Here is a 23131-nt window from a genome sequence, read left to right on the forward strand (position 1 = left end):
AGCCCGCGTCCGGGCTGGCCCTTTTCACTTCGCCCGTGCGCAGGGCAAACTCTCACGGATGAACACCGTCGCCCAGTTCGTCGTCGGGACAGTGGTGGCGCCGACGTCCGCCATCGTGATCTATCTGCACGGCGTATGGGCGGGTCATTTCCTCGACCTCCGGGCAACCAGCGAATACTGCTCCGCGAAGCCGTTGGGGTCGACCCCGACGAGCACCGACTGGGTGCCGCTGAGACACCTCTGTCGCTACGCCGACGGCACCACCAGCAATCTCGTGCCCGCGTACGTCAACCCGATCGTGTTTCTCTGCCTGGCCGCCGGAGTGGCGTGCACGGCACTGGCCGTACGAGCCGCTCGCCGGCCCGGCAGAACCGACCCAGCGGCGGACAGTCTGGCCCACCCCGTCGGCCAGGCAGGTGTGTCGGACTAGCGGGCGATCTCGGTGACCCGGGACTCGCGGACCACGGTGACCCGGATCTGACCCGGGTAGGTCAGCTCCTCCTCGATCTGCTTGGCCACGTCCCGGGCCAGCACGGCCGCCCCGATGTCGTCCACGTCGTCCGGCTTGACCATCACCCGGATCTCCCGGCCGGCCTGCATGGCGAAGACCTTGTCCACGCCGAGCTTGCTGGCCGCGATCTCCTCGATCCGCTCCAGGCGCTTGACGTACGCCTCAAGGCTTTCTCGACGCGCGCCCGGCCGACCACCGGAGCAGGCGTCGGAGGCCTGGGTGAGTACGGCCTCGATGGTCTGCGGCGGCACCTCGTTGTGGTGCGCCTCGATGGCGTGCACCACGTCCTCGTGCTCGCCGTACTTGCGGGCCAGGTCCGCGCCGATGATGGCGTGGCTGCCCTCCACCTCGTGGGTGAGCGCCTTGCCGATGTCGTGCAGGAACGCCGACCGCTTGATGGTGGGCACGTCCAGCCGCAGTTCGGCGGCCATGATGCCGGCGATGTGGGCGGTCTCGACCAGGTGCTTGAGCACGTTCTGGCCGTACGAGGTGCGGTAGCGCAGCCGGCCGAGCAGGGTCACCAACTCCGGGTGGATCTCGGTGATGCCGACCTCGACCAGGGCGTCCTCGGCGGCCCGGAGGCAGAGCTGCTCCACCTCCTGCCGGGCCAGGTCGTAGACCTCCTCGATCCGGTGCGGGTGGATCCGCCCGTCCAGGACCAGCTTCTCCAGCGTCAGCCGACCCACCTCGCGGCGGACCGGGTCGAAGCAGGAGAGCAGCACCGCCTCGGGGGTGTCGTCGATGATCAGGTTGACGCCGGTCACCGACTCGAAGGCGCGGATGTTGCGCCCCTCCCGGCCGATGATCCGCCCCTTCATCTCGTCACCGGGCAGGTGCAGGACGCTGACGACGCTCTCCGCGGTCTGCTCGCTGGCGACCCGCTGGATCGCGTCCACCACGATGTGCCGCGCCCGCTGCTCGGCGGTGTTGCGCGCGTCGGACTCGATGTCCCGCACCAGCAGCGCCGCCTCCCGCTTGGCCTGCGTCTCGATCGCCTCGACCAGCTCCAGTCGCGCCGAGTCGGCGGTGAGCCCTGCGATCCGTTCCAGCTCCCGGCGGCGCAGTTCCTCCGACTCGGTCAGCTCGGCCTCCCGCTGGGCGAGCGCGGACTCCCGGGCCGCGAGGGCGGCCTTCGCCGCGGTGAGCTGCCGCTCCCGCTCGGCGAACCGCTCCACCTCCTCGGTGTGCATCCGCTCCCGCTCGTCCATCCGGGCGGCCCGACGTTCCACCTCCGCGGCCTGCTCCCGGGTGGTGGCGGCGAGCACCGCTACCTCCCGCTCACCGCTGCGCCGGGCCGCCGTACGTAGCTGCTCGGCGTCCGCCTCGGCCTGCTTGTGGGCGCGCTCCAGAACGGTGTCCGCCTCGGCGCGGGCGTCGTCGAGCACCCGGCGCGCCTCGGCGCGGGCCGCCTTAGCTTCGGCCTTCGCGGCCGCCGCCTCGGTACGGGCCGCCGCGGCGGCGGACTTCGCCACGTCGATCGTGCTGTTCGCCTCGTCGGCCGCGGTCCGCAGGGCAGCGAGGGACTGCTCCTGCCGGTCCTTCTCGGCGATGAAGGCGGGATCCTCCGGAGCCGGCGCCGCGCCCATCCGACGCAGCGTCCGGATGCCGACCAGCACGGCCCCGATCACCACCACCGCGAGGACGAGGACGGCCGCGAGGAGCACGACGTCGAAGGCGTTCATGCCGGGACCCCGTCGGGTCTACCGGTGAACCTGTGCCGCCGCCCCGCCATGGCCGCCTCCCCTAACGTCGAGACCGCAGCGACCGTGCCAGGGGCACACTCCTGCGGCTGTGGACGCCCGACCGGAGCGGCTGGCCGTGGGTAGCTCTCTCCGCCGGCGGTGCCCGCGGGCAACGTCGGCGACCGGGTGCAGTTGTCGCGGCGTTCCGGACCGGCCTGTCCGGAGTTGCCGCCAAAGGCCGTGGAGTCGGCCAAAGTGATGCTGTCTTGTTACGAGATCTATGTTGTGCGCTTAGCCTGCAATGGTCGGGCAATGTGAGCCTGTATGGCGAGGCTAGGTCGCCGGGGGTGCTCTGGTCAAGGACTCATGATCAAACCCCCCGAACGGAGAGAAGTTGAATCGTCACGGCGTGCTGATGTCGCGCCGGACACGAGGGGACAAACTCCGCGAGGCGTTCGATCCGTCGAACGAGTCACGCCTGGTCAACCCGGGCCTAACCGGCCATCAACTCTCATTCCACCGGGTGCACCGGTCGGTGGGCGGGTGTGACCCATCCGTCCAATTGCGAACAGCCGCCGGACCGAGCGGCGGGCGGTCAGTCGGCCGGACGGTTGTCGCGGTCCAGCTCACCCTCGGCGTCGGCGAGCGCGTCGGCGTCGATCTGCTCGGCGAACTCGGCCGCCTCGGCGCTCTGCGCGGCGAGCGCGTCCTTCACCGCCCGGATCGCCACGCCGGGCGGGTAGCCCTTGCGGGCCAGCATGCCCACCAGCCGACGGAAGACCGCGTCCGGCTCACCCCGGGCGGTGCGCAGCTTGCGCTCCACCAGGGCGCGGGCGGTGTCCGCCTCGGTCTCCTCGTCCAGCTCACCCAGCGCCTCGGTGGCCACCTCGCCGTCCACGCCCTTGCGGCGCAGCTCGTTGGCGAGCGCCCGGCGAGCGAGGCCGCGCCCGGCGTGCCGGCTGGACACCCAGGCCCGGGCGAACGCGGCGTCGTCGATGATGCCGACCTCGTCGTACCGGTCGAGCACCTCGGCCGAAACCTGCTCGGAGATGCCTCGCTTGGCCAACGCCCCGGCCAGCTCGGCCCGAGTGCGGGGCCGGACGGCAAGCTGGCGCAGACAGATCTCGCGGGCCACCTCGGACTCGTCACGAGGAGGAGCCGGAGACTCGACGGTGTCGGCCTCCTCGGACCCACCCCGGCGGCCTCGCCGAGGGCGCGGCGGATCGGTGGCGTCGCCCGTACGAGGCGGGCTGGCATCCCAGCCTCGCCCCGTACGAGCGCGTCGTCCTGCCATGGGTCAGCGACCGGTCAGAAGTCGACCGGCGGCAGCTCCGGGCCACCGGCGGCGTCACCCGCGCCGACCCCGACGCCGAGCTTCTCCAGGATCTTCTTCTCGATCTCGGCGGCCACGTCCGGGTTTTCCTTCAGGAACTCCCGGGCCTTCTCCTTGCCCTGGCCGAGCTGGTCGCCGTCGTACGTGTACCACGCTCCGGACTTGCGGATGATCGTCTGCTCCACGCCGACGTCGATCAGCGAGCCCTCGCGCGAGATGCCCTTGCCATACATGATGTCGAACTCGGCCTGCTTGAACGGCGCGGCGACCTTGTTCTTCACGACCTTGACCCGGGTGCGGTTACCGACCACGTCGGTGCCGTCCTTGAGGCTCTCGATGCGTCGCACGTCGAGCCGGACCGAGGCGTAGAACTTCAGCGCCCGACCACCGGTGGTGGTCTCCGGGCTGCCGAACATGACGCCGATCTTTTCCCGCAGCTGGTTGATGAAGATCGCCGTGGTGCCGGTGTTGCTGAGCACACCAGTGATCTTCCGGAGTGCCTGGCTCATCAGCCGGGCCTGGAGGCCCACGTGGCTGTCGCCCATCTCGCCCTCGATCTCGGCGCGCGGCACCAGGGCCGCCACCGAGTCGATCACGATGATGTCCAGAGCGCCGGAACGGATCAGCATGTCCGCGATTTCCAGCGCCTGCTCGCCGGTGTCCGGCTGAGAGACCAGCATCGCGTCGGTGTCGACGCCGAGGGCCTTCGCGTACTCCGGGTCGAGCGCGTGCTCGGCGTCGATGAAGGCGGCGATGCCGCCGTTGCGCTGGGCGTTGGCCACCGCGTGCAGTGCCACCGTGGTCTTACCGCTGGACTCGGGACCGTAGATCTCGACCACCCGGCCACGGGGCAGGCCGCCGATGCCGAGGGCCACGTCGAGCGCGATGGAGCCGGTCGGAATGATCGCGGTCTGGACGACCGGCCGGTCACCCAGCCGCATCACCGAGCCCTTGCCGAATTGCTTGTCAATCTGAGCGAGAGCAAGGTCGAGTGCCTTCTCCCGGTCAGGCCCTGCTGCCATGGTTGCCACCCCTGCCTTCGCCGGCGTCTTTGCTGAGCTTCGCGTCACGCGGACACGCTAGGCGCTGGGTCCGACAGAAAACCAGCCGACGGGCCGCGAGCTGTGGACGAGCACCCCGCTGTGGACAATAGCCGAACAGGTGTACGACTCGGCAAGCGACACGCGGAAGCGGCGAAAAGGCTGCTCAGCGTAGTCGAGCGGGCACCCGGTCGGGGTACGCGGCGCAGACCGCCCGCCACACCACATGCGTCTGCTCCCCCGACGCCAGTGCCTGCTCGATGGTTCGTCCGCCGAGCTGGGACAGCACCTGATCGCGGGCGATGCTGGCCGCGTAGCCGGGCCCGAACGCCTCGTCCAACCGCGTCCAGAAGTCGGTCAGCCGCACAGTGATCAGCCCTCCTCGTCCGGTGCCCCGGTCGGCACCGGGCGCAACGCTAGCGCCACCAGGGGCACCGCCGCGACCGCCGCGAGCAGGGTGAGCACGGGATAACCGGCGAACTGCATGACAAACCCGCTGACCAGGGCGGCACCGGTCCCGGCCAGTCCCATGATCAGGTCGGACAGCCCCTGGACGCTCGGCCGCACACCGGCCGGCACCGACTCGGACAGCAGTGTCGAGCCGGCCACCATCGTCCCCGACCAGCCCAGCCCGAGCAGGACCAGACCCACCGAGAGCCGGGGTGTGTGGTGCCCGGCGGTGCCGGCGACCGCGCAGGCGGCCAGCAGCAGCCCGACCCCGCCGAGGATCACCGCCCGCCGACCGAGGCGGTCGGTGAGCCAACCGACCACCGGGGAGAACGCGTACATGCCGGCGATGTGCAGGCTCAGCACGATGCCGACCAGCCGCAGCACGTCGGCGTCGGCGTGCGACTCACCGAGCCGGACCGGGGTCATCGCCATCACCGCCACCATCACCAGGTGACCCACCGCCACGGCGGCGATGCCGAGTCGGGCGGCGGGCTGTCCGCGTACCACCGACCAGGCCGCCCGCATCCCGGCGCCGCGCGGCGCGCGCACCTCGACCGGCGCGGCGGCCGGCACCGCACCACCAACGGCCGGGCCACCACCCGCCGGCGCCTCGGCCGCCACGGCGGTCGACGTCGCATCGGCGGCCGGCGGCAGGTTGGCAACGGGCGCCCCGGTCGCCGCGAGCCGCCGCGCGGTGAGCAGCGGGTCGGGCCGGAGCAACCCCAGGAGTACGACGGCAGCCAGCACGAACGCCACCGCGCTGAACGCGAACGGACCGGCCAGCGGGGGCAGCCCCCAGCCCGTGGTGACCCGGTCGGCCAACGCGGCGAAGTTCGGCGCGGCCACCGCACCGATGGTGGTGGCCCAGACGATCAGGGAGAGCTGCCGCCCTCGTCGGGCCGGCTCGGCGAGGTCCACCGCCGTGTAGCGGGCCTGCAGGTTCGCGGCGGTGCCCCCGCCGAAGAGCAGCATGCCGAGGAAGAGCAGCGGCACCCAGCGGGTGGCCGCGGCCAGCACCACCAGCACGCCGCCGACGGCGCCGACCGCGTACGCCAGCACCAGGCCCGGCCGGCGACCGTGCCGCGCCATGATCCAGGTGACCGGGACGGCGAGCAGCGCCGCACCGACCACCCCGGCACTCTGCGCGACACCGGCCGCCGCGGTGCCGGCGATCCGTGTCGCGAGCAGCGCGCCCACGGCGATGCCGATGGTCACGCCGATGCCGCCGATGATCTGGGTGGTGAAGAGCAGCCGCAGGGTACGCCGCTGGATCGTCGTGACATCGGGGGCGGCGGCGGTACGCGGCGCGGTCAGGTCGGTGGCCATCGGCGCTCCTGTCGAAAGGGGGTGCCCCATCCTCGCGCACCCGCACCGCCGCCCGCCGCGTCAGCTGGCCATCACCCGCTGGTGCAGCGCGGAGACCGCCGAACGCGCCGCCACGAACGCACCGTGCTGCCAGGCCACCTCGTGGCTCAGCCAGTCCCCGGCGAAGTAGACCCGCCCGGCCGGCTGGAGCAGCAGGTTGTATCCGGCTGAGCCGTACCGGGGCGACGTCCAGGCGCCCTCGATGTAGCGGGTCCGGTCCCAGGCGTGGGAGTACGAGGTGACCAACTCGCTGCGGTACTTGTCGCCGTGGATCTTCACACCCTGGCTGATCGCGCGCTCGCTGCGCTGCTCGGGCGTGAGCCCGCTGTACGCCCGGGCGTTCGCCCCGGTGTTGTAGTAGCCGACGACCAGGCCACGCTTGCCGTGGAAGCCGTGGGACGGGTACCAGATGTGCGACAGGTCCAGATCGGTCTCGGTGATGCCGCCGTAGATCCGCTGATCGGTCTCCCACCAGCGGCTGCGATATTCCAGGCCGATCTTTCCGGAGGCGGTGACCGGGAAGTCGGCCAGAGCCGCGGTCACCGCCGTGCCGAGATTGTGCGGTACGCGGGCCATCAGGTGCGGCGGCAACGCCGCCACGCAGTAGTCAGCGGTGATCTGCGACTGCCGGCCGCCCTGCCGGTAGGTCACGTCGACCCGGCTGCCCCGGTCGGTCACCGCGGTCACCTCGGCGTTCAGTCGGATCCGATGCGGGCCGACCGCCTTGGCCAGGGCTCGGGGAATCTGGTCCATCCCGCCGACCGGCTGGAACATCAGCATGGCCTGGTCGTAGCCGAACTCGAAGGAGAAGTACCGGCCGACGTTGCTGGCGAAGACGTCGGAGAGCGCCGGCGGCGTGCCGAGCGGGCTTCCCACGTCGTTGCCCGCACCGGGGTACGCGGAGAAACCGCGACGGTTGGTCCCGGTGTACGCCCAGCCGCTGGTACGTCCGCCGATCGCGCCGAAGCTCTGGAGGAACGACAGCAGCCGGTCACGGTCCTCGGCGGTGAGCCGGGCGTCCAGCGCGCCCTGGTCGGTGGCCTTCGCGAGCAGCTCCGAGACGTAGCCGTACACGTCGGCCTTGGCGGTGCGGTACCGGATCGGCTCGGTCATCCCGGCGGACTCGTTGTAGACCCAGGCGTCGGCGTTCTGGTTGGTGAAGACCTCGATGGGTACGCCGAGTTCCCGGCAGTAGTCCATTGTGACCATCCACTGCGCGATCCGCCCCGGCCCGGCGTTGAAGTAGACCCCGTCGGAGAAGCCGGCCCGCTGGGTGCGTCCGTCGAGGTCCGTCTCGACATCGCCGCCCCGGATGGTCAGGTTCCGACCACCGACGCGGTGCCGCGCCTCAAGGATGGTGCAGTGGTAGCCCGCCTTGCTCAACTCGTACGCGGTGGTGAGCCCAGCGATGCCGCCGCCGAGAACGACCACGCTGGCGCCCGACCGCCCGGTCAGGGCGAAGTCGGAACGCTCCGGCGCTCGGAATGCTGGGGTTGCGGCCCCGGCCGCGCTGGGAGCAAGCCCCATGGCACCCATCGTGGCGAGCATCGCACCGGCACCGCCGCTGATTCCGACGGTGCGCAGGAACCCACGCCGGCTGACCATCGACTGCGTCTGATCGCTCATAACGGCCTCCCCTACAAGATCGACTCAGCTGAGTCTGTAGAGGACCTGTTTCACTGATCACGCATTGCCGTTTCCGGCAGGTATCGCCTTCCCGTTCGACCGCGCCGGCAATTTCCGACGAGCTACGTCCGGCTCCACTGTCGTCCCACAGTGACCCGGCGGGACCGCAACACGCCGTGCAGGCGATCGGGTGGCAGAGGAGGCGGCCGAGGCCGCCGGCTATCCGGGCAGGGCGCGCTATCCGGGCAGGGCGCGGGTGACGACGGTGAGGTCGGAGACCAGTCCCTCGTACGCCTTGTCCTGGTCGTCGGCGCGCAGCACGGCGGACGGGTGGATGGTGGCCAGCAGCCGTGCGTCCGGCGCGTCGGCCCGCTTTCCGGCGTTGTCGATCGGCACCCGCCGGAAGTCCTCCGGGTGCTGGGCCGACTCCGGCCAGGGCAGCAGCTCGCCCCGCTGCCGGGTGACCCGGAAGGACGGGCCGAGCAGCGCCTTGGCGGCGGTCGCGCCGAGCACCACCACGATCTCCGGACGTAGCCGGGCGAACTCCGCGACCAACCAGGGACGGCAGGCGGTGATGTGCACCTGGTCCGGGGTCTGGTGGATCCGCCGCTTGCCGCGCACCTGGAAGCGAAAATGCTTCACGGAGTTTGTGAGATAGAGCTGACCCGGGTCCAGCCCGGCGTCATCGACCGCACGGCGCAGAAGGCGACCGGCGGGCCCGACGAAGGGCAACCCCTTCTGGTCCTCCATGTCGCCGGGCTGCTCGCCGACCAGCACCACCCGGGCACTCTCGTCGCCCCGGCCGAAGACCGTCTGCGAGGCGTCCCGGTACAGCTCACAGCCCCGACAGCCGCCGGCCGCGGTGCGCAGCTCGTCGATGGTGTCGGCGTCCGGCGGGATGAACCGCTGGGCGCCCGGGGCACTCCCGGTCTGCTCGGCCATGCCGACTGTTATATACCCGTTCGGTGCCCACTGCCGGATACAACCCGGCGCGGTGCCCACTGCCGGGTACGCCCCGGCGCGGGTGCCCAGCCGGGTACGCCCCGGCGCGGTGCCGGCCCGGCCGTCGCGTCAGTACCCGTTACCGCCGCCGTCCCCACCCGAAGCGATCGCGATCAGCACGATGATGATGATGATGATCGCCACCGCAACCGCGATCCAGACTCCCTTACGCGTCCCACCTGATGCCATGATCCCCACCTCCGGCGCGCCGCATACCCACTCTCTACGCCCCAAACCATCGTGAGCCAGTACTTTCTGCACGAGCCGATGGTCGGGCGCCGTCGGAGTCAGATGGGGAAGCCCGGGAGTGGGGTGGGATTTGTCGCCTGGGCCAGGGCGGCGGCCAGGGGGGCCAGATCGTCGGTGGTCAGAGAGCTGACGGTGATGCGGAGGGCGGGTGGCGCGGCGATCCGGTAGAGGGCGCCGGGGGCCACCGCCCAGCCGGCGTCCCGCAACGCGGTGACCGCGCTGGTCTCATCCGCCACCGGCAGCCAGAGGTTGATGCCGCTGCGGCCGCGCGCGGCCAGGCCGTGCTCCGCCAGCGCGGCCAGCAGACCCTCGCGCCGCTGCTCGTAACTCTCCGCCGCCCGCTCGACCAGTTCGGCGACCTGACGGTCCCGCCACAGGGCGAGGACCAGCCGTTGCAGCACGGTGGAGACCCAGCCGGCGCCGACCCGCGTACGGCCGGTCACCCGGGCCACCGTGGTCTCGTCGCCGACCAGCACCGCGAGCCGCAGGTCCGGGCCGAAGGGCTTGCTCACCGAGCGGAGGAAGGCCCAGCTCTCGGTCGCCCCAGCCAGGGGGTGCAGGGGTACGCGGGCCAGCTCGGCCGCGTGGTCGTCCTCGATCAGCAGCAGGTCCCGCCGGCCGGCGAGCAGTGCGCGCAGCTCCTCGGCGCGGGTGGCGGAGACGGCGGCACCGGTCGGGTTCTGGGCTCGGCTGGTGACCACCAGCGCCCGCGCTCCGGCGGCGAGCGCGGCGGCCACCCCGGCCACCAGCGGCCCCTCGTCGTCCAGCGGTACGCCGATCGGACGCAGCCCCAGCGCGGCGACCAGGTCGAGCAGGTTGGCCCAGCCCGGGTCCTCGACCGCCACCGCGTCGCCGGGGCGCAGGTGGGCGCCGAGCAGCCGCTCGATGCCGTCCAGCGCGCCGCCGGTGAGGGTGAGTTCCCCGGCCGGCACCCCGTCGGCGCTCAGCCGGGCGCGGGCCGCCGTCGCCAGCTCGGGCAGCACCCCGGCGTCGGAGTAGCCGACCGACGGGCCGGCCTCGGTGGCGAGCGCCGCGAGGTGCGGGCCGAGCGGGGGCAGCAGCCGCGGGTCGGGCTCACCCCGGGACAGGTCACGGGCACCGGGCAACGGCGCCGGGCGGAGCGCGGAGCGTCTGGCGGCCACCGGCGGTCGGGGGCGTACGTGGGTGCCGTACCGCCCGGCCGTGGCGAGCAGGCCGCGCTGGCGCAGCTCCTGGTAGGCGCGGGCGACGGTGGCCGGGCTGACGCCCAGCTCGACGGCGAGTGCGCGCACCGGCGGCAGGGCGGCTCCCGGTGACAGGGCGCCCGTACGGATGCCCGACTCGATGCTGGCCGAAATCTCGACCGCGGTCGTACCGCTGAACTGATAGCGTGCTGACACAAACAAGAGATTGTACTAGAACAAAGGGGCGAGCATGTATCCACCCACCGCCCGGACCACACCCAACCGTTCACGCGACAAGATGAGCTACGACCGGGCCACCGCCCACGCCGTGCTCGACGAGGCGTACGACTGCGCACTCGGCTTCGTTGTCGACGGCCAGCCACGGGTGTTGCCCACCCTGCACGTCCGCATCGGCGACACGCTCTACCTGCACGGCTCCACCGGCAGCCGGCCACTGCTCGCCGCCCGGGGCGACGGGCTGCCGGTCTGCGTGGCGGTGACCCTGCTCGACGGGCTGGTCTACGCCCGATCCCAGTTCCACCACAGCGCCAACTACCGCTCGGTCGTCGCGCACGGCACCGCCCACCTCGTCACCGACGAGCGGGAGAAGACCGCCATGCTCACCGCGCTGGTCGAGAAGGTCGGCTCGGGACGCAGCACGGAGACCCGCCCACCCAGCCGGCGCGAACTCGCCGAGACCGCCGTGCTGGCGCTGCCGCTGCGGGAGGTGGCGGTCCGGGCCCGCAGCGGCGGGGTCCGCGAGGACGAGGCCGACCTGCACCTGCCGCACTGGGCCGGTGTGCTGCCGCTGCGGCTGACCGCCGGGCCGCCCGAGCCGGACGCCGGGGTCACCGCGCCGCTGCCGGCGTTCCTGCGCACGGCCCGCACGCCCTGGCACGACCCGGTGTCGCTGCACGGCGAGCACGTCCGGCTGGAGCCGTTGGACCTGGCGCACGCCGACGAGCTGCACGCCGCCACCGCCGACGCGGAGGTCTGGCGGCACCTCAGCGTCGCGCTGCCCACGACGCCGGCCGGGACCGCCGAGGTGATCGCCGCCGCGCTGGCCGCCCAGCACCGTGGCGAGCGGGTGCCCTGGGTGCTGCGCTGCACGGCGACCGGGGCGGTGGTCGGCACCACCTCGTACTACGAGATCGACCCGGAGCGTCGCTCGGTGGCGATCGGGCACACCTTCCTCGGCCGGCCCTGGTGGCGTACCGGGATCAACACCGAGGCGAAGCTACTGCTGCTCAGCCGGGCCTTCGACGAGCTGGGCGCGGTACGGGTGGCCTGGCACACCGACATCCGCAACGAACGCTCGCAGGTGGCCATCGAACGGCTCGGCGCCACCCGGGAAGGCGTGCTGCGGATGCACCGGCAGCGCCCGGACGGCTCCTGGCGGGACACCGTGCAGTACGCGATGACCGTCGACGAGTGGCCGAACGCACAGGCCAGGCTGCGGGAAAGGCTTCGCCGGACGGCACCCGTGGCGTGATGATGGCGGGCGTGCTGGGGATCACCGACATCTGGACGTACGTGCTGGGCACCGTGGCCATCATCCTGCTGCCCGGGCCGAACTCACTCTTCGTGCTCTCCACCGCCGCCAAGCGGGGCGTGGGGGCCGGTTACCGAGCCGCGGGCGGGGTGTTCGTCGGCGACGGGGTGCTGATGTTCCTCTCCGCCGCCGGGGTGGCGTCGCTCCTCAAGGCGTACCCGCCGGTGTTCTTGGTGATCAAGTACGCCGGTGCCGCGTACCTCGGTTATGTGGGGTTGACCATGCTGCGCGGCGCCTGGCGGCGCTGGCGCGACCGCAACGACCCGAGCACGCCGCGGCTCATCGACGCCGCGGCGCCGGCGGCGATGCGCAGCCCGTTCCGCAAGGCGCTGGTGATCAGCCTGCTGAACCCGAAGGCGATCCTCTTCTTCATCTCGTTCTTCATCCAGTTCGTCGACCCCGGCTACGCCTGGCCGGCGTTGTCGTTCCTGCTGCTCGGGCTGATCGCCCAGGTGACCAGCGCGCTCTACCTGACCGCGTTGATCTTCGCGGGCACCTTCCTGGCCACACAGTTCCGCCAACGTCGCCGACTGGCCGCAGGCGGCACCACCGCCGTAGCCGCCCTCTTCCTGGCCTTCAGCCTCAAACTGGCCACCGCCAGCGCGGGCTGACCCCACCCCCGACCGCCACCCCCCTCTCGCGCGATCTTGCAGTTTCGGTCGCCGGAATGCCCCGCTTGGCGTTGTTTGTCGAAGCAGAAACTGCAAGATCGCGGAGAACGGCGGGGCGGGGCGCGGGGGCGACGGGGGGCGGGCGGGGGCGGTTAGGTGCCGTCGCCGCCGGAGCCGCCGCCGCCGATGCCGGCGCCACCGGCGGTGCCGCCGAGCCCGTAGCCGGGTTGGACCGGCTCGTCGGGGTGACGGCTGACGTGGGCGGACCCGGCGATCTGCGCGGACCAGTCGGCGTGCGCGGCCGCGGCGGCGTGCCGGTTGATCGCCTGACGCAGCCAGCCGTCCACGGTGGCGACCCAGTCCCGCCGATCGGCGTCCGCGTGCCAGATCCGGAACCGGCTGATGCTCTGGTGGGTGATCCCGGCCAGCGCCAGCCGGCGGTCCATCCAGAGGATCGCCTCCAGGCCCGCCGAGTTGGTCACGAAGATCACCTCCATCTCGGTGATCGGGCCGGCGTAGAGCGGCGCCACCCAGTAACCCCAGCGCTGGTGCAACGGCAGGGTGTGCTCCACCCCGGGCAGCCCGCCCTCCTGCAACCCGGCCTGGCGGATCATGAAGCCCAGCGTGTCCAGCGCCGCCAACACGTGCTGCTGGGTGGGAATGGGGTGCACGAAGACCGGCACCATGGCCCCCTGGTCCAGATCCGGGTCGACCGATACCTCGGTACGCAGACCCATCCGCAGGCTCAGCAACGGCACCCCGCCGAAAATCGTCACCGGGGTCTCCCAGGGCAGCGGCAACGCGAAGTCGACCGCCCGGCGCCGACCGGCCGGTACGACGAACCGGCCGGCGATCGGCAGTTGGTGGAACTGCATGAGGCGCCTGGGGGCGGCCGGGTCATCCGGCTCGACCGTGGTGACCAGGCCGAGCCGGATGTGCCGAACCAGCACGTCCTCCGGCCCGGCCGCGAGGGTCACCCGCCCCGGCAGGCGCAGACCCGGCCGGGTGCTCGGATTGGGGAGGGTGGTCTGCACGGACAGGCCGGTCCAGCCGGACTCCCGGGACACCCCCGTCAGCCGCACCGCGCGCCCCCTCCCGGAACGGGGCCCCGCCGGCCCCGCACCAGCCGCGCCTACCCCGTCGGGGTGACCTCAAGCCCGCCGCGCCGACCCGGCTGCGCCCGACCCGGCCGCGCTTCGTCAGCGCGGCCGGGTCGGCAGCTCAGCGCAACCGCCGCCCGCGCGGCACCGTGTCGGTCTCGTCGTCGAACTCCCCGATGACCTCCTCCAGAAGGTCCTCCAGGGCCACGAAACCGATCGGCCGGGCCGGGCCACCGCCGTTGCGCACCAGCGCGAGCTGCGACTGCCGGGCCCGCATCGCCGCCACCGCCTCGGTGACCGAGGACGTCGCGGGCAGGGTGAACGCAGTTGTCATCAGCTCACCGGCGGTGGCGACGCGGCCGGTGGTGACCACCCGCACCGCCTCCCGAACGTGCACCAGGCCGCACACGTCGCCCGCCTCGTCCAGCACCGCCAGCCGGGACCGACCGCTGTCCCGGCTGACCTCCTCGATCCGCTCGGCCGGATCGTCCCGACGGACGGTGACCATGGTGGCGAACGGTTCCATCACCTGCGCCACCGACGTGCCCTGCAACTCCAGCATGCTGGTCAGCAGCTGGTGCTGCTCGGCGCCGAGCAGCCCGTGCTCACGGGACTGCTCCAGCAGGATTCGCAGCTCGTCCGGGCCGTGCACCTGGGCGAGCTGATCCTGCTGGTTGACCCCGAACAGCCGCAGGATCGCGTTGGCCAGGGCGTTGAGCGCGGAGAGCACCGGCCGGGACACCCGGGCGAAGGCGCGGAACGGCAACGCGAGCAGGGTCGCGGAGCGCTCCGCGTCGGTGATGGCCCACGACTTCGGCGCCATCTCCCCCACCACCAGGTGCAGGAAGGTGACCACCCCGAGGGCGAAGACCAGGGCGATCAGGTGACTGGCCGCGTCCGGCAGACCCACCGCGTGCAGCAGTGGGCTGAGCAGGTGCTCGATCGCCGGCTCGGCCAGCGCGCCGAGACCCAGGGTGCACAGCGTGATGCCGAGCTGCGCGCCGGCCAACATCAGCGACAGCTCGCGGACGCCGTCCAGCGCGGCCCGCGCCGCCCGACCACCCGTCGCCGCCGCCTGCTCCAGGCGGTACCGCTTGCTGGCCACCAGGGCGAACTCGGCGGCCACGAAGAACCCGTTCAGCGCCAGCAGGATCACCGAGCTGAACAGCGCGATCGAGGGGCTCATGCGGTCACCCCCGGCTTGGTCAACTGCAGCCGCACCGAGTCGGCCACGTGCCGGTCGACGGCCAACACCTCGACCAGCGCCCGGGGCTCAGCCTCGCTGTCCTCGCCGTCCGCGCCCTCGGGCAGCAGGGTGATCTCCAACCGGTCACCGACCTCCGGCACCCGGCCCAGCTCCCGCATCACCAACCCGGACAGGGTGTCGTACTCCGGGGCCTCGGGCAGGGCGATGCCGGTGCTGTCGGCGACCTCGTCGATCCGCCAGCGGGCCGGCACCACCCAGGACCCGTCGTCCTGCCGGGCCGGTGCCCGCTCCGGTGGGTCGTCCTCGTCCCGGATCGGGCCGACCAGTTCCTCGGCGATGTCCTCCAGCGTGATCACGCCGGCGAAGCCGCCGTACTCGTCGACCACGCAGGCCATCTGCCGGTGCCCGGACCGCAGTCGGTCGAGCACCGTGGGCAGGGGCAACGTCTCCGGTACGAGCAGCGGGGGGCCTGCCACCGCACTCACCGGAGTGGTCGCCCGCTCCCCCGGCGGTACGCCGAGCACATCGGCGATGCCGACGACACCAAGCAGGTCGTCGACGCCCTCCGCACCGCGCACCGGGAAGCGGGAGTGGCCGGTGTCCAGCAGCTCGACCACCCGGCTGACCGGCTCGTGCGCCCGTACGGTGTGCACGTCGACCCGGGGCACCATCGCCTCGCCGGCGGTCAGCTCCCGGAAATCCAGACCTCGGTCGAGCAGCGTGGACATCTCCGGGTCCAGGCTGCCCTCCTCGCGCGACTCGGCGATGATCTGCTCCAGGTCCGCCGGGGTGGCGCCACTGGGCAGTTCCTCGATCGGCTCGATGCCGATCCGGCGGAGCAGGCGTACCGACGCCCGGTCGAAGAGCCGGATCACCGGCCCGGCGACGGCCAGGTAGATCAGGGTGGAGCGGCTCAGCGCCCGGGCCAGCGGCACGGCCCGCGCGATGGCCAGGTTCTTCGGGGCCAGTTCACCGAGGACCATCTGCACCACGGTGGCGATGACCAGGGCCAGTGCCACCGACAGCGGCAGGCTGACCGCCTCGCTGACGCCGGCCACGCCGAGCAGGTCGGCGAGCCCGCCACCGAGGTACGGCTCGGCGACGTAACCGACGAGCAGGGCGGTGACGGTGATGCCGAGTTGTGCGCCGGAGAGCATGAAGGAGAGCCGGCTGGTGACGGTCAGGGCCCGGGCGGCGGCCTGATCGCCGTCATCGGCGAGCTGACGCAGCTTGCCCCGGTCCACGGCGACATAGCCGAACTCCTGCGCCACGAAGTAACCGGTGGCGGCGGTGAGAACGATGATCAGAAGGAGACCAACGACGATCAACACGGGTCGCTCAGGGCTCCCGGGGTCGTCGGTACGGGAATATGCCGGGCACGACCCGGCTGGCTACTGCTGCCCTCCTGGGCAGAAGAGTCGATCATCCCGCTATTTTATCGGCGCTGGCTGGGACTCCGCTGCGGGTGGGCCGAAGGAGCGGATCGTCCGGTTCACCCGCCGTGCCCAGGTGGTCACGCCGGCCCCGCCGAACCGCCACCGGATCCGCGTTCGGCCAGCTCATCGGCGTCGAGCAGACCCCGGTCGAGCCGGCCCGACCGGTACGCGGCCCGCCCGATCATCTGCGCCGCGACCGGCGCGGTGGCCAACTGGAAGACCGCCACCAGCAGGATCATGCCCAGATCGGCCGGAGACCGCAGCCGCAACGCGATGCCCAGCAGCAACAGGAGCACCCCGAGCACCTGCGGCTTGGTGGCCGCGTGCATCCGTGACAGCGCGTCCGGGAAGCGCAGTACGCCGATCCCGGCGGCCAGGGCGAGCAGCGCGCCGGCCACCAGGCACACGGCACCGAGCCAGTCGGCGACCGTCGCGATCACTGCTGCTCCCGGACGGCGAAGCGGACCAGCGACACCGAGCCCACGAAGCCGAGCAGGGAGAGCACCACCAGGACAGGCAGGGTGGTGGCGTGCTTGTTGACCGCCGCCTCGGCGCCCACCGCGCCGACCATCGTGGCGAGCAGCATGTCCGCGGCGATCACCCGGTCCACCAGGGACGGGCCGCGGTAGAGGCGGGCCAGCGCGAGGAGCGCGGTCACCGACAGCAGAACGGTGAGGACGACGGCCAGGAACGTGGTCACGGGCGGGTTCCCTTCTCGGAAGCGTCGGTCTCGACGCGGCGCAGTTCGGCGGCGGAGCCCACCGCGCGGACGATCCGCCGTTCGAGGGCGAGGGTGCGTTCCCGGGCCACCTCCAGGTCCGCCGGCCCATGGGTGTCCAGCACGTGCAGGTAGAGGGTGCCGGATTCCCGGTCCACCTCGAGGATCAGCGTGCCGGGCACCAACGAGACCGCTTCGGCGGTGAGCGCCAGGTTCAGGTCGGTGGTCACCCGCAACTGGACCGCGATGATCGCCCCGCGCGGCCGGTACCCGGGCTGCACGGCGATCCGGGCGATGTGCAGGCTCGCGCTGACCAGCTCGACGACGAACCGGCCCGCGAACACCAGCAGCGCGACGGGCCGCAGCCGGCCGCCGAAGCTGACCGCCGGCAGCGGAAAGAAGACCAGCACCGTGCCGCCCACCAGCAGGCCGCCGGCCAGGTTGGCCCAGTTGATCTCGCCCCAGAGGAGGTTCCAGACCACCACCAGCCACCCGAGCGCCACCGCCTGGTCCCGCCGGCGCGCGAGCCGGCCGCGCCCCGACGGGGGCGGCCCGGGAAGGCTCCGGGTCGTCTCAGGTGGGCCGCTCACGGCACGCCGCCCGGCAGCACGGCACGCACGTACGGGGTGCGCAGGCGCAGGTCGGCAGCCGCGTCGGCGGTGACGTCGAAGAGGGGACCGGCCAGCACGGTCAACGCCAGCCCGAACGCGACCAGGGCCACGGTGGCCCCGACCATCAGGCGCGGCAGCCGGACGGCCGGCTCGGTGGTGGCCAGCCGGGGCGCCCGCCAGAAGGCGATGTTCCACACCCGGGACGCCACGTAGAGGGTGAGCAGACTGGTCAGTGCGCCGGCCGCGACCAGCACCCCGGGCAGCGGCCCGCCGGCCGCAACCCCGGCCTGGAGCAGGCCGAGCTTGCCGAGAAAGCCGGAGAACGGCGGCACCCCGGCGAGGTTCATGGCCGGGACGAAGAACAGCACACCGAGCAGCGGCGCGACCCGGGCCAGCCCGCCGATGCGACGCAGGTCGGTGCTGCCCGCCCGCTCCTCGACCAGGCCCGCGACCAGGAACAACGTGGTCTGGATGGTGATGTGGTGCACCACGTAGAAGATCGCGCCGGAGAGCCCGGCGGCGGTGCTCAACGCGACCCCGAAGATCATGTAGCCGATGTGGCTGACCAGGGTGAACGAGAAGAGCCGCTTCAGATCGGACTGGGCCACCGCGCCGAGGATGCCGATCACCATGGTCAGCCCCGCGACCACCATGAGCAACACGTCGGCATGTCCCCCGGGAAACAGCAACGTCTCGGTGCGGATGATCGCGTAGACACCCACCTTGGTGAGCAGACCCGCGAAGACGGCGGTGACCGGGGCCGGCGCCGTGGGGTAGCTGTCCGGCAGCCAGGCCGACAGAGGGAAGACCGCCGCCTTGATCGCGAAGGCCAGCAGCAACATCAACTCCAGGGCCAGTCGGACGCCGTCGGGCAGGTCGTCGAGGCGCTGGGCGAGCTGGGCCAGGTTGAGCGTGCCGGTGGCCGAGTACACCAGACCCACCGCCGTCAGGAAGATCATCGACGAGAGGATGCTGACCACCACGTACGTTGACCCGGTGCGGATCCGGGTCTCGGTGCCCCCCAGCGTGATCAGCACGAAGCTCGCCGCCAACAGGATCTCGAAGCCGACGAACAGGTTGAACAGGTCACCGGCGAGGAACGCGTTGGTGACGCCAGCGGTGAGCACCAGGTACGTCGGGTGGAAGATGGCCACCGGCGTGGTCTCGCTCGTCTCGCTGCGCCCCTGGCCGATCGAGTACAGCAGCACGCAGAGGGTCACCGCCGAGGAGACCACCACCATCAGCGCGGCGAGTTGATCGGCGACCAGCACGATGCCGACCGGCGCCGGCCAGGCGCCGACCGCCAGCACCACCGGGCCGTACCGGTACGCCTGCACCAGCAGCAGCACCGCCACCGTGAGGGTGCCGCCCAGGCAGAGCACGCTGACCGCGCGCTGCAGCCGGGGCTGCGCGGCCAGCAACAGGGTCAGCGCCGCACCGAGCAGCGGCACCACCACCGGCAGCGGCAGCAGCGCGCTCATCACGCCTCGTTCCCGCGTCGCAGCCGGCGGCGGGCGGGCTCGGGATCGACCTGCTCCGGGTCGTCGTCCGGGCCCTCCCCACCGAGGTCGACAGGGCCCACCTCGTTACGCCCGGCCCGGCGAATGATCTGCCGGTCCTCCAGGTCGTCGGGCACCTCGTCGTCGCCGGTGAGATACCAACTCCGGTACGCCACGGCGAGCAGGAACGCGGTCAACCCGAAGGTGATCACGATGGCGGTCAACACCATCGCCTGCGGCAGCGGATCGCTCATCCGCTCCACCGGGCCGGTGCCCACGATCGGCGCCCCACCGGGCCGGCCACTCAACAGGATCAACACGTTGACCCCGTTGCCGAGCAGGATCACACCGAGCAGGATCCGGGTCAGGCTGCGCTCCAGCAGCAGGATGACGCCGCAACCGACCAGCACCGCGACGGCCAGCACCAGCACCAACGTCGGACCAGCGCCGCTCGCCGTCACTGTGCCACCTCTGTTCGCGACTGCGGGGCTCGCAACCCCGGCTCACTCCTCGCGCTCACGGCCGCTCGCCCTTGTCGACGGCCAAGCCGCCCGTGGCCGCCCCGGTCGCCTCGATGTGCCGGTCCACCTCGGCCCCGAGGCTGCGCAGGATGTCCAGCACCAGCCCGATCACGACCAGGTACACACCGATGTCGAAGAAGAGCGACGTGACCAGGTGGGCGTCGCCGATCAGCGGCAGGGACCGGTCGATCTTGGCACTCTCCAGCACCGACCCACCGACCAGCAGCGCCACCACGCCGCTGCCCACCGACACGGCCAGCCCGGCACCGAGGATCGCCCCGGCGCCGATCGGGGCCGCCTCGGTCAGCTCATAGCGGCCGCCGGCCAGGTAGCGGACCACCAGGGCGAGACCCGCCACCAGGCCACCGGCGAAGCCGCCACCCGGCGCGTTGTGCCCGGAGAAGAGCAAGAACAGGGAGAACAGCACGACGGTGTGGAAGATCAGCCGGATGACCACCTCCAGCACGATCGAGCGGCGCTCCTCGTAGAGGGTGGGGCCGCCCCGCAGCCACACCCGGCGACCGGGTCTGTTCACCCGCCGGTCCGACTCCGGCCGGCGCGGTCGCGGCCCGGTACGGGACCGCTCGAAGATCAGGCTGGCCACCCCGGTCGCGGCCACCACCAGCACCGCCAGCTCACCCATCGTGTCCCAGGCCCGGATGTCCACCAGGGTCACGTTGACCACGTTGCGGCCGTACCCATGGATCACCGCCAGGTCCGGAAAGGCGGCGGAGACGTCCGGCGCCCGCCGGGCGCCGGCCGCCATGAGGGCCAGGCCGGCCGTCGCCACGCCCACCGCCACCCCGATCGCCCGACGGACCCACCGGGTGCGCCGCAGCGGCCGGGCCGAGAACCGATCCGGCAGGCGACGCAGCACCAGCACGAAGACCGCGATCGTCGCGGTCTCCACCAGAAACTGGGTGAGCGCCAGATCGGGGGCTCCGTGCAGGACGAACAGCATGGCGGTGCCGTAGCCGGTCATTCCGACCAGCAGCATCGCGGTCAGCCGGCGGCGGGCCCCGACCGCCAGCACAGCGGCCACCGCGATCACCAACACGACCACCGGTTGCAGCAGGCTGTCCCAGAGCGGGATCCGAGCCCGCCACGGACTGGCGGTGAGCATCGCCCCGCCGGGCACCACCACCAGGGTGATCAGGATGACGCCCAGATACTGCGGCAGGGAACCGCGCTGGGTCGCTCCGGTGACATCGATGGCCAGCTGGTCGAACCGGCCCACGACCCACTCGTATCCCTGGTTGCCGCCCACCGGCGAGCGGAGCCGGGCCAGCACCGGGGCGAGCGGCCCGCGCACGGCGAAGAGCAGGCCACCGCCGACGAGCGCCAGCAGGGACAGGCCGAGCGCCGAGGTCGGTCCGGACCAGAGCGCCAGGTGCGCGTCGACCCCGCCGAGCAGATCGGCGTACGGGCGCAGCAGGCCGTCCAGCACGCTCGCGGCCGGACCGGCGAGCAGACCGATCCCGGCGAGCACGGCCGGCGGGACCAGCAGCGACGCGGCGATCGGGCCCGACCGGGCCGGTTCCACGCCCGGCCGGTCGGCGAACGCGCCCCAGAGGAAGCGGGCGCTGTACGCGACGGTGAGCACCGTCCCGGCGACCAGACCGGTGAGGAGCAGCGGCTGGTCGGTGAACGCCCCGAACACCGCCTCCTTGGACACGAAACCGACCAACGGCGGCACACCGGCCATCGACGCCGCAGCCAGCACCGCGACCACGAACAGCGGCCGGGACCAGTGCCTCAGCCCGGACAGCTCACGCAGGTCACGGGTGCCGGCGCTGTGATCGATGATGCCGACGACCAGGAACAGTGCCGCCTTGAACAGGGCGTGCGCCAGCAGCATCGCGGTGCCGGCCAGGGCCGCGTCCGGGGTGCCCGAGCCGGTCACCGCGACCAGCAGACCGAGCTGACTGACCGTCCCGTACGCCAGCAGCATCTTCAGGTCGGTCTGCCGCAGCGCGGCCCAGCCGCCGAGCAGCAGGGTGGCCACGCCGGCGACCTGCACCACCGGCCGCCACGGCCCGACGGTGGCGAGCGCCGGCGCGAGCAGCCCGACCAGGTAGACGCCGGCCTTGACCATGGCGGCGGCGTGCAGGTACGCGCTGACCGGCGTGGGTGCCGCCATCGCGACCGGCAGCCAGGAGCTGAACGGCAGCACCGCCGACTTGGACAGCGCGCCGGTCAGGATCAGCAGTACGGCGGCCACCAGGTATCCGCCGCCGGGCAGCGGCTGGGCGGCGATCTCCGACCAGCGGTAGGTGCCGGCATGCTCGCCCAGCATGATGAACCCGACAAGCATGGCGAGCCCACCCAGTGTGGTGACGGTCAACGCCTGCGCCGCCGCCCACCGGCTGGAACGCCGTTCGGTGCTGTGCCCGATCAGCAGGTACGAGAAGATCGTGGTCAGCTCCCAGCCGACGTAGAGCAGCAGCAGATCGTCGGCGAAGACCAGGACGAGCATCGCGCCCGCGAAAGCGACCAGGACCGCGGCGAACCGCGCCAGGCCGATCGACCCGGCGCTGAAGTAGCGGGCGCTGTAGACCAGCACCAGCGCACCGATGCCGCCGATCAGCAGCGTCATGAGCCAGGACAACGTGGTGAGCCGTAAGGCGATGTCGAGGCCCAACTGCTGGATCCACGGGTACGTCTCGATGACCGCCCCGCCGTCGTCGACAGCCGGGGTGTGGGCCACCGCCCAGCAGAACGCGGCGGCCGGCGCCAGCGCCAGCGGGTAGCACGCGCGTGGACCCCACGATCGGACGAGCAGGGGCGCGGCGAGGGCCGCCACGAGGTGGAGGATGAGCAGTACCAGCACCCGCGCTCCCGATCGAGGTGGCCGACGCCCGTACAGCGGTGGCGCCTAGCAGCGATCAGACGCCAGTTCATCGCCTTACGGGCGGTTTTGCAGGAATTAGCCCAAGTTCGCCAGCCCAGCGACCATGGAGTCGCGGTGCCCCTTCAGGTCACCAATGAGGACCTTGTCACCCACCACAACTCCATGATCGACCGGATCGGGCAGGTGCGGTCGGGGCGGGTTGGGATCAGCGCAGGAGGGCGTCGCCGAGAGGCAGGGCGTCGTCGGGCGCGGGACGGTCACGGCCCAGATCGGCGAGCAGATCGAGACGGCCGAGCTGGCGCGCCACCCGGTCCACCACCCGCTCCGCGGCGGCCAGCGACCGCACCGAGAGCAGCCGGCCGCGGCTTTCCCGACGCAGGACGAAGTAGTGGACGGCGGCGCGGACCTGACCGCGATCGGCGGCGCTCGCCTGGGCGGTGCAGAGGACCAACTCCCGCAGGCAGCGGGCGAGGCGTTCGGCGAGCTCCAACTCGGGACCGTGCAGGCCACCGCGGAGCGTGGCGAGATGGCTGTCGACCTTGCGAATCAGCACGTCGGTGCCCGGTTCGACGGTGCTCTGCTCGCCGGCCATCAAATCCCCTCA

General features: G+C 72.1%; 21 protein-coding genes. 3 read left to right on the forward strand and 18 right to left on the reverse strand.

Translation table 11 applies throughout. The features are described 5' to 3' along the window. Positions 1–58: 58 nt before the first annotated feature. Complete coding sequence (locus tag ACQEUX_RS17700; protein ID WP_433048634.1) at positions 59–430, forward strand: hypothetical protein; 372 nt, start codon at positions 59–61, stop codon at positions 428–430. Here ACQEUX_RS17700 and rny read toward each other — a convergent pair. The 8 genes from rny to ACQEUX_RS17740 form a co-directional block, all read right to left on the reverse strand. Continuing rightward, positions 427–2193, reverse strand: a complete 1767-nt coding sequence (rny, locus tag ACQEUX_RS17705) for a ribonuclease Y (protein WP_433048637.1) — start codon at positions 2191–2193, stop codon at positions 427–429. The genes ACQEUX_RS17700 and rny overlap by 4 nt on opposite strands. Positions 2194–2788: 595 nt before the next feature. Next, the gene (locus tag ACQEUX_RS17710; RefSeq protein ID WP_433048640.1) at positions 2789–3487 is read right to left on the reverse strand and encodes a regulatory protein RecX; all 699 of its coding nucleotides are present in this window, start codon (positions 3485–3487) and stop codon (positions 2789–2791) included. Positions 3488–3501: 14 nt separating this feature from the next. Further along, the gene (gene recA, locus ACQEUX_RS17715; protein ID WP_433048643.1) at positions 3502–4548 is read right to left on the reverse strand and encodes a recombinase RecA; all 1047 of its coding nucleotides are present in this window, start codon (positions 4546–4548) and stop codon (positions 3502–3504) included. A 184-nt stretch (positions 4549–4732) separates the two neighbouring features. Continuing rightward, on the reverse strand, positions 4733–4933 hold the full coding sequence (locus tag ACQEUX_RS17720) for a DUF3046 domain-containing protein (protein WP_030489422.1): 201 nt from the start codon (positions 4931–4933) through the stop codon (positions 4733–4735). A 5-nt stretch (positions 4934–4938) separates the two neighbouring features. Then, a complete protein-coding gene (locus ACQEUX_RS17725; RefSeq protein ID WP_433048647.1) occupies positions 4939–6342 on the reverse strand; it encodes an MFS transporter in 1404 nt (467 codons plus the stop codon). A gap of 60 nt (positions 6343–6402) precedes the next feature. Next, positions 6403–8007, reverse strand: coding sequence for an FAD-dependent oxidoreductase (locus ACQEUX_RS17730; RefSeq protein ID WP_433048650.1), 1605 nt, complete (start codon positions 8005–8007; stop codon positions 6403–6405). Between the two features lie 237 nt (positions 8008–8244). Next, positions 8245–8949 (reverse strand): UdgX family uracil-DNA binding protein, encoded by a 705-nt coding sequence (locus ACQEUX_RS17735; protein ID WP_433048653.1) that lies wholly within the window; start codon positions 8947–8949, stop codon positions 8245–8247. A 347-nt stretch (positions 8950–9296) separates the two neighbouring features. Continuing rightward, on the reverse strand, positions 9297–10637 hold the full coding sequence (locus ACQEUX_RS17740; RefSeq protein WP_433048656.1) for an aminotransferase class I/II-fold pyridoxal phosphate-dependent enzyme: 1341 nt from the start codon (positions 10635–10637) through the stop codon (positions 9297–9299). Between the two features lie 34 nt (positions 10638–10671). Between ACQEUX_RS17740 and ACQEUX_RS17745 the strand changes: the two genes are divergently transcribed. Both ACQEUX_RS17745 and leuE read left to right on the forward strand, forming a co-directional pair. Then, the gene (locus ACQEUX_RS17745; protein ID WP_433048659.1) at positions 10672–11913 is read left to right on the forward strand and encodes a bifunctional pyridoxamine 5'-phosphate oxidase family protein/GNAT family N-acetyltransferase; all 1242 of its coding nucleotides are present in this window, start codon (positions 10672–10674) and stop codon (positions 11911–11913) included. Then, entirely contained in the window at positions 11913–12584 is a 672-nt protein-coding gene (leuE, locus tag ACQEUX_RS17750) for a leucine efflux protein LeuE (protein WP_433049935.1), read from the forward strand. The genes ACQEUX_RS17745 and leuE overlap by 1 nt, the downstream gene beginning before the upstream one ends. Positions 12585–12736: 152 nt before the next feature. Here the strand turns inward: leuE and ACQEUX_RS17755 are convergent, their stop codons facing one another. The 10 genes from ACQEUX_RS17755 to ACQEUX_RS17800 all read right to left on the reverse strand — a co-directional run bounded on the left by ACQEUX_RS17755 (position 12737) and on the right by ACQEUX_RS17800 (position 23119). Beyond that, positions 12737–13666, reverse strand: a complete 930-nt coding sequence (locus ACQEUX_RS17755) for a sporulation protein (protein ID WP_433048662.1) — start codon at positions 13664–13666, stop codon at positions 12737–12739. A gap of 139 nt (positions 13667–13805) precedes the next feature. Beyond that, entirely contained in the window at positions 13806–14870 is a 1065-nt protein-coding gene (locus tag ACQEUX_RS17760) for a hemolysin family protein (RefSeq protein WP_433048665.1), read from the reverse strand. Then, positions 14867–16222, reverse strand: a complete 1356-nt coding sequence (locus ACQEUX_RS17765) for a hemolysin family protein (protein ID WP_433048668.1) — start codon at positions 16220–16222, stop codon at positions 14867–14869. The genes ACQEUX_RS17760 and ACQEUX_RS17765 overlap by 4 nt, the downstream gene beginning before the upstream one ends. Positions 16223–16404: 182 nt before the next feature. Next, positions 16405–16764, reverse strand: coding sequence for a monovalent cation/H(+) antiporter subunit G (gene mnhG / locus ACQEUX_RS17770; RefSeq protein WP_433049938.1), 360 nt, complete (start codon positions 16762–16764; stop codon positions 16405–16407). After that, positions 16764–17027 (reverse strand): monovalent cation/H+ antiporter complex subunit F, encoded by a 264-nt coding sequence (locus tag ACQEUX_RS17775; protein ID WP_433048671.1) that lies wholly within the window; start codon positions 17025–17027, stop codon positions 16764–16766. Before ACQEUX_RS17775 ends, mnhG begins: the two co-directional genes overlap by 1 nt. Beyond that, positions 17024–17635, reverse strand: a complete 612-nt coding sequence (locus tag ACQEUX_RS17780; RefSeq protein ID WP_433048674.1) for a Na+/H+ antiporter subunit E — start codon at positions 17633–17635, stop codon at positions 17024–17026. Before ACQEUX_RS17780 ends, ACQEUX_RS17775 begins: the two co-directional genes overlap by 4 nt. Beyond that, a complete protein-coding gene (locus ACQEUX_RS17785; protein WP_433048677.1) occupies positions 17632–19137 on the reverse strand; it encodes a Na+/H+ antiporter subunit D in 1506 nt (501 codons plus the stop codon). Before ACQEUX_RS17785 ends, ACQEUX_RS17780 begins: the two co-directional genes overlap by 4 nt. After that, complete coding sequence (locus tag ACQEUX_RS17790) at positions 19137–19616, reverse strand: Na(+)/H(+) antiporter subunit C (protein ID WP_433048680.1); 480 nt, start codon at positions 19614–19616, stop codon at positions 19137–19139. Before ACQEUX_RS17790 ends, ACQEUX_RS17785 begins: the two co-directional genes overlap by 1 nt. 55 nt (positions 19617–19671) lie before the next feature. Then, complete coding sequence (locus tag ACQEUX_RS17795; RefSeq protein WP_433048683.1) at positions 19672–22506, reverse strand: Na+/H+ antiporter subunit A; 2835 nt, start codon at positions 22504–22506, stop codon at positions 19672–19674. 226 nt (positions 22507–22732) lie between these two features. Further along, positions 22733–23119, reverse strand: a complete 387-nt coding sequence (locus tag ACQEUX_RS17800; protein ID WP_433048686.1) for a hypothetical protein — start codon at positions 23117–23119, stop codon at positions 22733–22735. Positions 23120–23131 lie beyond the last annotated feature (12 nt).

This window comes from Micromonospora sp. CA-259024 (genome assembly GCF_050936255.1).
Classification (GTDB): domain Bacteria; phylum Actinomycetota; class Actinomycetes; order Mycobacteriales; family Micromonosporaceae; genus Micromonospora.